This window comes from Bacillus sp. GW823-FHT06B01, assembly GCF_058952315.1.
This window is the reverse complement of record NZ_JBXAHR010000003.1, coordinates 454,768-467,569: the sequence shown is the minus strand read 5'-3', so window position 1 is coordinate 467,569 and position 12,802 is coordinate 454,768. Positions and strand designations below refer to the sequence as shown.

The 12,802-nt window shown below is 35.6% G+C and carries 16 protein-coding genes; 4 read left to right on the top strand and 12 right to left on the bottom strand.

Features of this window, described 5'->3' with window-relative positions; translation table 11 throughout:
* Positions 1–7 precede the first annotated feature (7 nt).
* The 3 genes from AC1Q8N_RS15560 to exsF all read left to right on the top strand — a co-directional run bounded on the left by AC1Q8N_RS15560 (position 8) and on the right by exsF (position 3,358).
* On the top strand, positions 8–2,074 hold the full coding sequence (locus AC1Q8N_RS15560) for an ATP-dependent helicase (protein WP_098077761.1): 2,067 nt from the start codon (positions 8–10) through the stop codon (positions 2,072–2,074).
* A 142-nt stretch (positions 2,075–2,216) separates the two neighbouring features.
* Positions 2,217–2,687 (top strand): spore coat protein CotY, encoded by a 471-nt coding sequence (cotY, locus tag AC1Q8N_RS15555; RefSeq protein WP_048545119.1) that lies wholly within the window; start codon positions 2,217–2,219, stop codon positions 2,685–2,687.
* A gap of 167 nt (positions 2,688–2,854) precedes the next feature.
* On the top strand, positions 2,855–3,358 hold the full coding sequence (exsF, locus tag AC1Q8N_RS15550; RefSeq protein WP_000492942.1) for an exosporium protein ExsF: 504 nt from the start codon (positions 2,855–2,857) through the stop codon (positions 3,356–3,358).
* 77 nt (positions 3,359–3,435) lie between these two features.
* Here exsF and AC1Q8N_RS15545 read toward each other — a convergent pair whose 3' ends face one another.
* On the bottom strand, positions 3,436–3,621 hold the full coding sequence (locus tag AC1Q8N_RS15545; RefSeq protein WP_048545121.1) for a hypothetical protein: 186 nt from the start codon (positions 3,619–3,621) through the stop codon (positions 3,436–3,438).
* 101 nt (positions 3,622–3,722) lie between these two features.
* Positions 3,723–4,082 (bottom strand): DUF1360 domain-containing protein, encoded by a 360-nt coding sequence (locus tag AC1Q8N_RS15540; RefSeq protein WP_000899655.1) that lies wholly within the window; start codon positions 4,080–4,082, stop codon positions 3,723–3,725.
* A 125-nt stretch (positions 4,083–4,207) separates the two neighbouring features.
* Here AC1Q8N_RS15540 and exsY point away from each other — a divergent pair, with 125 nt between their 5' ends.
* On the top strand, positions 4,208–4,672 hold the full coding sequence (gene exsY / locus AC1Q8N_RS15535) for an exosporium assembly protein ExsY (protein WP_001277740.1): 465 nt from the start codon (positions 4,208–4,210) through the stop codon (positions 4,670–4,672).
* Positions 4,673–4,720: 48 nt separating this feature from the next.
* Here the strand turns inward: exsY and AC1Q8N_RS15530 are convergent, their stop codons facing one another.
* The 10 genes from AC1Q8N_RS15530 to AC1Q8N_RS15485 all read right to left on the bottom strand — a co-directional run bounded on the left by AC1Q8N_RS15530 (position 4,721) and on the right by AC1Q8N_RS15485 (position 12,746).
* Complete coding sequence (locus tag AC1Q8N_RS15530) at positions 4,721–5,260, bottom strand: spore coat CotO family protein (RefSeq protein ID WP_493521270.1); 540 nt, start codon at positions 5,258–5,260, stop codon at positions 4,721–4,723.
* A 141-nt stretch (positions 5,261–5,401) separates the two neighbouring features.
* Positions 5,402–6,172, bottom strand: a complete 771-nt coding sequence (gene fabI, locus AC1Q8N_RS15525) for an enoyl-ACP reductase FabI (protein ID WP_000421885.1) — start codon at positions 6,170–6,172, stop codon at positions 5,402–5,404.
* A 109-nt stretch (positions 6,173–6,281) separates the two neighbouring features.
* On the bottom strand, positions 6,282–7,136 hold the full coding sequence (rfbD, locus tag AC1Q8N_RS15520; RefSeq protein ID WP_493521269.1) for a dTDP-4-dehydrorhamnose reductase: 855 nt from the start codon (positions 7,134–7,136) through the stop codon (positions 6,282–6,284).
* Between the two features lie 11 nt (positions 7,137–7,147).
* Positions 7,148–8,119: a dTDP-glucose 4,6-dehydratase gene (gene rfbB / locus AC1Q8N_RS15515; protein ID WP_098047544.1), complete on the bottom strand. Its 972-nt coding sequence runs from the start codon at positions 8,117–8,119 to the stop codon at positions 7,148–7,150.
* A gap of 15 nt (positions 8,120–8,134) precedes the next feature.
* On the bottom strand, positions 8,135–8,680 hold the full coding sequence (gene rfbC, locus AC1Q8N_RS15510) for a dTDP-4-dehydrorhamnose 3,5-epimerase (RefSeq protein ID WP_048545130.1): 546 nt from the start codon (positions 8,678–8,680) through the stop codon (positions 8,135–8,137).
* Between the two features lie 8 nt (positions 8,681–8,688).
* On the bottom strand, positions 8,689–9,426 hold the full coding sequence (locus AC1Q8N_RS15505; RefSeq protein WP_098077755.1) for a sugar phosphate nucleotidyltransferase: 738 nt from the start codon (positions 9,424–9,426) through the stop codon (positions 8,689–8,691).
* A gap of 14 nt (positions 9,427–9,440) precedes the next feature.
* Entirely contained in the window at positions 9,441–10,121 is a 681-nt protein-coding gene (locus tag AC1Q8N_RS15500; RefSeq protein ID WP_098077752.1) for a glycosyltransferase family protein, read from the bottom strand.
* 12 nt (positions 10,122–10,133) lie between these two features.
* Positions 10,134–10,820: a glycosyltransferase family protein gene (locus AC1Q8N_RS15495; RefSeq protein WP_048545136.1), complete on the bottom strand. Its 687-nt coding sequence runs from the start codon at positions 10,818–10,820 to the stop codon at positions 10,134–10,136.
* Positions 10,817–11,506: a class I SAM-dependent methyltransferase gene (locus tag AC1Q8N_RS15490; protein ID WP_098047546.1), complete on the bottom strand. Its 690-nt coding sequence runs from the start codon at positions 11,504–11,506 to the stop codon at positions 10,817–10,819. The genes AC1Q8N_RS15495 and AC1Q8N_RS15490 overlap by 4 nt, the downstream gene beginning before the upstream one ends.
* A gap of 139 nt (positions 11,507–11,645) precedes the next feature.
* Positions 11,646–12,746 carry a glycosyltransferase gene (locus AC1Q8N_RS15485; RefSeq protein WP_098047547.1) on the bottom strand — a complete coding sequence of 367 codons (1,101 nt, stop codon included), beginning with the start codon at positions 12,744–12,746 and terminating at the stop codon, positions 11,646–11,648.
* Positions 12,747–12,802 lie beyond the last annotated feature (56 nt).

Genomic DNA, 12,802 nt, shown 5'->3' with positions numbered 1-12,802 from the left:
TGAATATATGACACAAGAAAAATTTTCACAAAAATCATTAACGCACGCTGATATTCCGCGTGCAACATACCATATTCCGAAAACATCTACCCATTTAATTATGGAAGAAGATGCAGATGCGGCGTATTTTCGCGCTCTCGAACAACAAAATGTTTTTTTAAATGAAAAACAATTAGAGGCTGTGCGAACGACAGAAGGCCCTGTCCTTACATTGGCTGGTGCCGGAAGCGGGAAAACATCTGTTTTAACAACCCGCGTAGGTTATTTAGTAAATGTAAAACAAGTTCATCCACGAAATATTTTATTGCTTACATTTACACAAAAAGCAGCTGAAGAAATCCGAAACCGTGTAGCAAATTTACCAGGTATGAATCGTGCTGCAAGTAGCTACGTTGTTGCTGGTACATTCCACTCTGTCTTTTTAAAATTGCTTCGTAGTCAAGGATATAATCAGCAAATTTTAGCAAATGAAAAACATAAACAAATTATGATAAAGAAAATCTTGAAAGAATTGCGTCTAAAAGACGATTATGATGCTGAAACAATGCTCGCTATGATTTCACTTGAGAAAAACAAATTGAATCGTCCGAAAGATGTAACAGCAAAAACACCCGTTGAACAAGAATTTAAAGAAGTATACGAGCGTTTTGAAGAAGTGAAACAACGATATAATTATATTGATTTCGATGACATCTTATTAGAAACATATTATATGTTAGAAAATAACGCTCCTTTGCTTACCCAATTACAACAACGTTTCCACTATATTGAAGTAGATGAGTTCCAAGATACATCGTATGCACAATATGAAATTGTAAAATTGTTAGCCACGCCAAGAAATAATTTATTTATCGCGGGTGATGACGACCAGGCGATATATGGCTGGCGAGGAGCAAGTCACCAAATTATTTTATCTTTTCCAAAAGAATTTGATAACACTACGATTATCGCACTGAATACAAATTATCGATCCAATCCTTTTATCGTCGGACTTGGAAATGAAGTTATCAAACTAAATCAAGAACGTTTTGATAAAGAGCTATATTCTGTGCGTGAAGAAGGTGTACAACCTTTTTACGCAAGACCTGCTACGACTCTTGATGAAGCAAATCAAATTTTGCAGCTCATTCAAGAAAAAGTAGATAGCGGCGAACGCAACTATAAAGATTTTTGTTTACTGTATCGCACACATTCTGTAAGCCGTTCGTTACTTGATCAGCTTACAATTCACAAAATCCCATTTATTAAGCACGGGGCGAGTCAATCATTTTATGAACATTCTTTAATTAAGCCTGTATTAGATCATTTAAGACTGGTGATTGAACCGTTTCGACTAGAATCACTTTCAAATATATTGCCAACTATGTATATCGGGCGTGATGATTGTATTTCATTTATTGAACGTGAACAATGGAAATATGGTGAGGGGCGGTTCCCTTCTCTTCTTCATTTCTTATTATTAAATCCGAGCTTAAAACCTTTTCAAGTAAAAAAGGTAAATGAGCGTATCGATTTTATTAAATTTATAAAAGAATTAGAACCGAAAAAAGCATTAAAAGAAATTATTCATGGTAAAGGAAAGTATTTAGAGTACTTACAAAGTAACGATCGTTCTTCCTTTACGATGCATAAAGATATACAAGAAGAAATGTTAGAAGAATTAATGGAGTCAGCAACTCGTTTCACCGATATTCCAGCTTATTTACAATTTATTGATGAAGCAATTCAAGGTCAAAAAGAAATGGAAGCATTAAAAACAATGCCGGAAAAAAATGCTGTTTCGCTTATGTCTATTCATAACGCAAAAGGCCTTGAATTTCCATGCGTCTTTTTACTTGGAGCGAGCGATGGTATTCTTCCCCATACTTCTTCTTTAAAAGATGCAAATGATCGTGTTACAGAGACTTCTGAAGCTTTAGAAGAAGAACGTCGACTACTTTATGTCGCAATTACACGTGCGAAAGAAGAACTTTACATTTCCTCTCCGCAATTTTTTAGAGGAAAAAAATTAGATATATCTCGTTTTTTATATACTGCGCGAAAAGATTTACCTGAAAAGACATCCACTAAATAAGGATGTCTTTTTTTATATTGCATTATGTACATCCCTACTATATAAATTCCCTGCTTTTATCGTAAGAATTAACGTAATATCAACCATATCTCATTCATATTGTAATAGTGTATGTCAGAACTCACGATAAGGAGTGAACATAATGAGCTGCAATTGTAACGAAGACCATCATCACCATGATTGTGATTTCAACTGTGTATCGAATGTCGTTCGTTTTATACATGAATTACAAGAATGCGCAACTACAACATGTGGATCCGGTTGCGAAGTTCCATTTTTAGGTGCACATAACAATGCATCAGTAGCGAATACACGTCCTTTTATTTTATACACAAAGACTGGAGAACCTTTTGAAGCATTTGCACCATCTTCAAGCCTTACTAGTTGCCGATCTCCCATTTTCCGCGTAGAAAGTATAGATGATGATGACTGTGCTGTACTCCGTGTATTAACTGTAGTTTTAGGTGATGGTACCGCTGTACCACCTGGTGACGACCCAATCTGTACATTTTTAGCTGTACCAAATGCAAGACTAATATCAACCTCCACTTGTATTACTGTTGATTTAAGTTGCTTCTGCGCTATTCAATGCTTACGCGATGTTTCTATATAAAACTAAATACTGATTTAAGCATGGATTGGGTGGCAGAATTATCTGCCACCCAATCCATGCTTAAAGAGTATTATTATGTAAATTTCTTAAAATTGGGAACTTGTCTAGAACATAGAACCTGTCCCTTTCATTAACTGAAAGTAGAAACAGATAAAGGAGTGAAAAACATGTTCTCTTCTGATTGCGAATTTACTAAAATCGATTGCGAGGCGAAACCAGCTAGTACACTACCTGCCTTTGGTTTTGCTTTCAATGCTTCTGCACCTCAGTTCGCTTCACTATTTACACCACTACTATTACCTAGCGTAAGTCCAAATCCAAATATTACTGTTCCTGTAATCAACGATACAGTAAGTGTCGGAGATGGTATTCGAATTTTACGAGCTGGTATTTATCAAATTAGTTATACATTAACAATTAGTCTTGATAACGTACCTACTGCACCAGAAGCTGGTCGTTTCTTCTTATCATTAAACACGCCAGCTAACATTATTCCTGGATCAGGTACAGCAGTTCGTTCTAACGTTATTGGTACTGGTGAAGTAGACGTATCCAGTGGGGTTATTCTTATTAACTTAAATCCTGGTGACTTAATTCAAATTGTACCAGTTGAGTTAATTGGAACTGTAGACATCCGTGCAGCAGCATTAACAGTTGCTCAAATTAGCTAGTAAAAAGCGGTATTTCTAATACAGAAATACCGCTTTTTATATGTATAATAAAAAACACTCACAGTAGCATGAGTGTTTCATTCTTCATAGTGTTTTATTTTGTTCTTCTTTTTCCCACAATTACATCCCTTTTTCTTCACAAATCCTTGTTGTTGTAATTGTTCTTGATATGCCTGTTGTTGTGCATGGTGCTGTTGCTGTATTTGATACCATTGCTGCAGGTCATATGAATTTTGCCTTGGACTATTACTCACAGCAAACATCTCCTCTACTGTCAATTCTGTCTATTCACTATATGAACAACTCTTTATTTCCGTTCCCTCATTCTTTTAAACTCCGCTTTTTCTCGTACTATGAAAATATATTATTCTCCCATAAAATATCCTGTAATCGTTTCAATGATTGCCGCTGCTCCTGCAATAGCTAATAATGCAAGTAAAGGCTCTGCAACGATAGGAATCCAATTATATAAAACTAATAAAAAAGCACTAACCCATACACCTGTACACCAATAACAGCTTAATAATTCGCCAACCCATTTTCTTAATCCTTTACCTTTTACTTTTGTAAAAGTTGATATACTTCCATCTGGCTCTGTAATCTCTAACTCATCAATAAACGGTCTTCGCAAAAAGGCTGTAATTTTATCATAAACAATTAAACGAGTGAGCCTAAAGGCAGCTAACGCAAAAATAAAAAATAAAAGCCAGCTTGTAAACAGCATGATTCCACCTTCCCTTATCTTCTTTCGCCTATTTAAAAAAAAAGGTCTTGAGATTGTGACCAAATCTCCTCGACTCCAATATCTTATTAATGTAAATACAAACAAGAAGATAAGGAGTGACATTAATGAGTTGTAACGAAAATAAACACCATGGCTCTTCTCATTGTGTAGTTGACGTTGTAAAATTCATCAATGAATTACAAGATTGTTCTACAACAACGTGTGGATCTGGTTGTGAAATCCCATTTTTAGGTGCACACAATACTGCGTCAGTAGCAAATACACGCCCTTTTATTTTATACACAAAAACTGGAGAACCTTTTGAAGCATTCGCACCATCTGCAAGCCTTACTAGCTGCCGATCTCCAATTTTCCGTGTGGAAAGTGTAGATGATGATAGCTGTGCTGTACTACGTGTATTAACTGTAGTTTTAGGTGACAGTTCTCCGGTACCACCTGGTGACGATCCAATTTGTACGTTTTTAGCTGTACCAAATGCAAGATTAATATCGACAACTACTTGCATTACTGTTGATTTAAGTTGTTTCTGTGCGATTCAATGCTTACGCGACGTTTCTATCGTTAAGTAAACTAAAAAACTATTGGGGTGGTAGAAGCTTTCTACCACCTTTACATATTTAAAAGCCGGCCATACTAATCGATTGGATATCATCTATAGACAACTTAATATCTCTCATACTATTTTGCGGCATAATAGATACAATGCCATTACGATACGATATGATCGATCCCACATAAGAAACTGTAACTGTTTTTATTCTGCACCTTACTTTTGGAATGTAATGAGGGCGGTTTAATAAAAAATGAATTTTTTCTTCATTATTCATATCCTTAAATGATTTATTATACGGGACAGTTCTTACTGGCCCTTGCTGTTCTTGTTCTGCGTGTTCTTCTTTTTCCTCTTCTTCTATTTTTTCTTCCACTTGCTGCTCTTCTTGTTGTTCTTGTTCTATTACCGCTTCCACAGCACTGCTTACAATATTTTCATTTCTATTACTTTTCTCTTTTTGATCTTCATTTTCAAAGTTTGTCAGGATAATCCTTTTTATTTTTGGTGCAGTAAGTTCTAAACTTACTTGCGTGATATATAACAACGGTTTTCCAACTGTTGAACTTTTATTTTTATTCTTCACACTCGTCCCTCCCACTTCCATACGTAGCTGAATAAATCGTGTACTATTATAGTTATATTCATCACGTGGTAAGAACTTTCGTTAAAAATCGTTCTTTCTAAGAACAAATAAAAAGGACAATCTCAGCATTTAGAGATTGTCCTTTAAAAATTAATATTATATTTATCCTAGAATATGATACCCTGAATCAACATGAATGTTTTCTCCTGTTACGCCGCGTGCTAAATCACTGAATAAGAATACTGCTGTATCCCCAACTTCTTCTGGAGTTGTTGTACGACGAAGTGGTGCGCGCTCCTCAATTTCTCTTAAAATTGAGTTAAAGTCGCCTACGCCTTTTGCAGATAACGTACGAATTGGTCCTGCAGAAATAGCGTTAACGCGAATGCCGTGTTGGCCTAAATCGTTAGCTAAATATTTTACGCTCGCTTCTAATGAAGCTTTCGCAACACCCATAACGTTATAGTTTTTCACAACGCGCTCGCCGCCAAGGTATGTTAACGTTAAAATATTTCCGCCTTCTGTCATTACTTTCTTCGCTTCTCTTGCTACAGCTGTTAAAGAGAATGCACTAATATTTTGTGCAAGTAAAAATCCATCGCGAGAAGTATCTACAAATTCACCTTTTAAATCATCACGATTTGCAAAAGCAATACAGTGTGCAACACCGTGAATTGTACCAACCTCTTGCTTGATTGTTTCAAAGCAAGCTGTAAGTTCTTCATCATTTGTTACATCACAAGGTAATACAAGTGATTCTTGTCCTTCTAATGTGTCCGCTAATTCACGAACGTTTCTTTCTAAACGTTCTCCTGCATATGTGAATATTAATTTTGCACCTGCATTATGCAAAGAGCGAGCAATTCCCCACGCAATACTTCTTTGGTTCGCAACGCCCATAACAACAAATGTTTTCCCTTGTAATAGTTCCATGATATATCCTCCCAGAATTGCTTATACTTGTTATTAGTACCTGATACTATAATTATAGTACCATAAAACCTCTTAAAGGCAAACAAAAAAGTCATTAACTTAAATTTTGTTAATGACTTTTTGTTTCTATAAAAAACCGCTCTAATCCTTCTTCCCAAAAAGGCATTTGTGAAAAACCATTTAATCGTAGCATGTTATGTTGGAAAACAGAATATTTCGGTCTAGCTGCCGCCGATCCAAATTCTTCGGTTGAAACAGGTAATACATTCACTTTCATATTTGCATCCGAGAATATTTTTTTGGCAAATTCAAACCAAGAACATGAGCCTCTATTTGATACATGATACGTACCGTATAAAGAAGTGTGAATGAGCTTATTAATCATCACATTTAAATCCGCCACATAAGTAGGAGAACCAATTTGATCCGCTACAACAGATAATTCTACTCTTTCTTTTCCTAACCGCATCATCGTTTTCACAAAATTGTTTCCATACTTACCATATAACCACGATGTTCGAACGATAAAATATTTATTATGTAACTCTTTGACAAACTGCTCTCCCGCATACTTAGAAGCCCCGTATACATTTATTGGTGATGGATTATGAAACTCATGATAGCCATCTGGTCTGTCACCTTGAAATACATAATCGGTACTAATATAAACTAATTTCGCCCCTACTACTTGTGAAGCAACCGCTACATTTCGAGCTCCTATTGCATTTATTACATAAGCAAGGTCTTGTTCTTTCTCAGCATGATCAACCTTCGTATACGCTGCACAATGAATAATTATATGTGGCCTTATTTCTTGTACCACTTGCTGCATTCGGGATATATTTGTTATATCTAGTAACTTTTTATCAAATGGATATATGTCATATTCTTCAGCATTTAACTCTTCTTGTAGTTGCTTTCCCAATTGACCATTTGCTCCCGTTATGATAATCCGCTCTTTCATTTATATGCCCCTTATTTTTCTTTTAGTGGTTTCCACCATTCTATATGATGTTCATACCATTCCACCGTTTCTTTTAGCCCCTGTTCAAACGTATACTGCGGTTCCCACCCGAGCTCATTCTTCATCTTTTGTGCATCAATCGCATAACGACGATCATGCCCTAAACGGTCTGTAACATACGCAATATCTTCTTTCGTTTTTCCTAAGAGAGAGATAATTTGTTCCACAACATCTACATTGGTTTTTTCATTATTTCCACCTATATTATATACTTCTCCTATACGTCCCTTATGCAGAACAACGTCAATCGCACTACAATGATCCGTTACATGTAACCAATCTCTTACATTTAATCCATCGCCATATAACGGTAGTTTTTTTCCTTCCAGCGCATTCGTAACCATTAACGGAATTAACTTTTCAGGATATTGATACGGCCCATAGTTATTGGAGCAACGCGTTACTATAACTGGTAATTGATATGTTTTATAATAAGATAAAGCTATCATGTCGGCGCTCGCCTTGCTTGAAGAGTATGGACTATTTGGAGCTAACGGGGTTTCCTCGGTAAATCGCCCTGTTTTCCCTAAAGAGCCGTACACCTCATCTGTTGATACTTGCACGAGTTTAATATGTGGATATTTTTTTACTAATTCTAATAATGTGACTGTCCCAATTACATTTGTATCATAAAAAGGGATCGGATTTTCAATACTACGGTCCACATGTGATTCAGCTGCGAAATTTACAATCACATGGACGTCTCGCTCTTTTATGACATGCTCTAGCAGCTCTCCATTTTGAATTTCCCCTTTTACAAAAGAGTAATTAGGATACCCTTGAAGAGACTTCACATTATTTAAATTCCCGCTATATGTTAATGCGTCGTAATTAATAATTTTATATGTTTCATAGCTTTGTAACATGTAATGAACAAAGTTACTTCCAATAAATCCAGCCCCACCTGTTACTAATATATTCATAAACAACTCTCCTACTCAAAAGCTATCTTCACATTCCTGAAGCAACGGTAATATTCGATCTTTGTCAGACAAAATAGGATTTGTTACCGGCCATGGAATTGCTAATTCTTTATCTTCCCAAAGTACCCCTGAGTCATGATCAGCACTATAATACTCATCTACTTTATACATAACAATAGTATGCGGCACAAGTGTACAAAAGCCATGTGCAAATCCTTTTGGCACTAACAATTGCCGATGATTATCCGCGCTTAAAATATATCCTCTCCACTGTTTAAACGTTGGTGAATCTTTTCGCAAATCAACGATAACGTCATAGATTGCTCCTTGCATAGCTTGAATAAGTTTCGTTTGTGCTTTCGGATTTTTTTGAAAGTGTAATCCCCGAATCGTTCCCGCTTCTGCTGAATAAGAAACATTATCCTGCACAAACGAATACGTAACCCCTAATGTTTCTAGCACCTTCTTATTATAACTTTCAGTAAAAAAGCCACGCTCATCTCCAAATAACCTCGGTTCTAACAATTTTGCGTCGGTAAAGTTTGTTTCTACAACTTTCATATTCTCACCTATTCTCCGTTAAACTGTTTACCAAAGTTTATATCCCGCGCTAACGTATTCGCCTTTTGAAGAGAAATATGAGTTCCCGCATCAGTCCACCAACCGCTCATTTCATTATAAGTAAGTACCCCTCGTTTTAAATACCAATTATTAATATCAGTAATCTCAAGTTCTCCCCTTGCAGAAGGTTTTAATTCTTTTATATAAGAAAAAACTTTCGAATCATACAAATAAATTCCTGTAACTGCATAGGAACTTTTCGGCTCTTTCGGTTTTTCTTCAATTTCAATTATTTTTCGGTTTTGAATGTTTGCTACACCAAATCTCTCCGGATCATCTACAGATTGCAGCAGTACTTTCGCACCTTCTTTTTGATTTGCAAACTCTTCAACATAAGGACCAATGTCATCAGAAAAGATATTATCCCCTAATATAACTACCATGCGATCATTCCCAACGAAATTCTCACAAAGCCCTAATGCTTGTGCAATTCCGCCAGCCTTATCTTGCACACGATACGTAAAGGACACGCCAAACTCTTGACCGCTCCCTAAAAAACTAACAACATCCCCCATATGCTCTTTACCTGTAATAATCATAATATCTGTAATCTCGCATTGTTTTAGTTTATATACCGCATGATAAATCATTGGGTAACGTCCAACAGGAAGCAAATGTTTATTCGTTACTTTCGTTATTGGATATAATCTCGATCCAGTTCCACCTGCTAAAATAATTCCTTTCATCCTGCATCTCTCCCTTATGATGGAGATAGTATATCTTTGTAATGTTCTACAAACACTTTCCGATACTTCTCATATGTATCCGCATCAAACTCATCCCCGTTGTAATGAATACACCATAAATTTGCTTGATTAGGGATACCAATTAAATAACCCGCTTTTTGAAACTCTAAAGACTGCGACACATCATAAAAGTGGAATCCTTGAAACAAGTCTTCTCGCCATGGAATATCATATTGTGTAGCCATTAATAATCCATCAATTGCCTGAACTGACATAAATGATTGATTCCCATAAAACAGCTGATCCAAATTTAATAGTTGATAATTCTGTCTTCTGTACTCAATCACTTTCCCTACTAAATTTTTCCCTTCCCACCATATCCCGTTACTCGGTAAAAACTGCGCACCAGCTACGCCAATTAAACCAAGTTTTTCGTTATCTTTAAAAAGTGAAATGAGTGTATAAAACATCTCTCGATTAATAAGATAAGTATCTTGATGTATATAAACCTTATACTTCGCGGGATATGCAAGTGCTCGATTATATGCACTTGCCATACTTTTCGCATCCCGTATCGGAAAAATTTGTACGACATAACCAGGGGGAACAAAAAGGTTTCGTATTTGTCTCTCGCATTGTTCAAATAGCTCTTCATTATTTATACAAACAACGACTAATATTGTATGATCTTTCATTTTGTAGCCCCTCTATTCGTCTTGATTTACATCTGACATATAGTGCTCCACAAATATCTTTCTATACTTTTCATAGTTCGTCATATTCACATCAATATGATAATGAATGCACCACGCATCACGCTGTACAGGAACCCCCACTGTATAGCCAGCTTTTCTAAATTCAAATGATTGGGACACATCATAAAAGTCAAACCCATCAAACAAGTCTTCCCGCCACGGAATATCGTATTGCGTTGCCATCAATAAACCGTCAATACATTCAACGGGCATAAATGTTTTTGACTCATGGTACGGTTTTTCTTGACTGGCCATATAAAATAAATCATTCATATAACCAATTACTTTTCCAACAACTCCTCTGCCTACATTCCATGTTCCATTTGGAGGAACATATTGGGCTCCAACCATACCAATCATTCCAAGATGTTCATGTTCCTGAAACAATTGAATTAATCCGTATAAAAATCCCATATTTACAATGAAAACATCTTGATGTATATACACTTTATATTTCGCTGGATGCGAAATCGCTTTATTATATCCGCTCGTCATACTTTTTGCATTCCGAATCGGCATAAACTGTATCGTATATCCTGGAGGAACTGGCAATTGTAATATATGTCGCGCACATTGTGCATACATTTGCCGATCATTTATACACGTAACAAATAATATTGTTTTATCTGCAGCACTCATAATTGTGATTTTTCTGCTTCAATAATATATTGAAATACAACCGTCTCAGCCATGAAGCCACTTCCAAGACGATATTTTTTACAAATTCCATATAATTCCTCAATAAGCGGTTCATACATTTTATGATCAACATATACACGATCTACTTTACTAATTGAATAGCCTGCTTTTAAAAACATTCGTAGCATTTCATTAAATGTAAAGAAACGAATATGTGTTTTATCTAATAAACCATATTCTGTATACGTCCAATTTCCAGCAAGTAAGGGAGCTAATACTGAAATGTGTGAAACGTTCGGGATACTAGCCAAAATCACACCATTTTGCTTTATATATGGTTTTACTTTTTCTATTACAGCCCACGGATCAAATAAATGCTCTAATACGTCACCAAATATAATGCAATCAAATTGCTCCTCCTCATACGGCATATCCATTGTTTCTATATCTCCTAAAACAACATGATCTAGTTTTTCTTTTGCTTGTTCTGCCGCCTCTGGGAATGCCTCTATTCCTGATACACGTGTGCCATTTTCTTTTATGGCAGCTCCCAGTGCACCACTCGAGCAACCGATATCAAGAACTTCTTTCCATTCCTTTTTTATATGTTTTAATAAATTCGGATTCACTGCATTATAATAATGCCCGGACTTTTCTTCGTATAAAGAATTTTTTGGGGAATTCATTTTACACACTCCTTATGCAAATTGAATTTGAAATATAAATCTCATCTAAAGTCTATAGATGTAACCAGTACTGGTTACATTGCCGATACTTTACTATATAGCCAATCTATTAGAGTTAGAATCGTAATAAAAACGCAACCTATAACGATTTATATTGTTCATCAAAAACACTCCGAAAATATTTGCGATTGTATTCAATTGCAGCATTATTCGGAACATAAGAAGCTGCTAATTCATTGTAATAATAAGCTTTATCTTGCTCGCCTAACTTGCTATAACAAATACACATTTGTAAATAGGGAATCCATGTGTAGCTAGCTGGACTGTGAAAAGGACTCTCTGTTGCCATTGTCACTTCTGTTGCAAGTTTAAACCAAAAAATTGCTTCATTGTATTTTTGTTGATCCATATATATATATCCTATTCTTGTACAATTCTCTCCTCTAGGGACATCATACCGAAATGACTTTACACAAGATTCAACTGCCTTCTCCCACATTCCAAGCTTTGCATAGCAATCTCCTAATTTACCACATGCATAAATTTTCTCTTCATACCAACCTTCGTCTTGATTAAGAAATGTTTCATATAGCAGAACTGCATCATCATATTTTTGATTATCCATAGATTCATTCGCGTAATAAAACAAATCTCTCGGACTCAATTCCTCTCCAGCTGCTACAGCATCTTGAAAAATTTTCAAATTACGATTCGTTACTTTCTTTTCTTTCTTATGTGTAATCGCCACATTACTATTAAAAATCTCACCAAAAATAGCTAAATACTCATGCACCTTTCCAAACCATTCAAATTGTTTTTCACGCTTTACAAGCCGATATCTTTTTGTACAGTATAAAGGTTTCCCATTAGAATCCATTACAAGATGATAAGGCATTGAAACAGCATCAACATTAGGATCTAACTCTCTTTTTAATAACTTCAATGCCTCTTGAGCGTCTTCTAATAACACATCATCAGCATCTAGCCATAATATATATTCTTGCGTTGCTTTCGAAAAAGAAAAATTTCTAGCTGCCGAAAAATCATTAATCCATGGAAAGTCATATATGTTAGAGGTATATTGAGCTACAATTTCTTTCGTTCGATCAATGGAACCTGTATCAACTATAATAATTTCATCCACAATTTTTTCCACTGCGTCTAAACATCGACCTATTGTATTTTCCTCATCTCGAACAATCATACATAAACTAATTGTAATTCCTTGCTTGTTCAACATAATCACCCTCTTCCAAATCAATCATATGTTATACATACAATAAACTTTCCATTTTT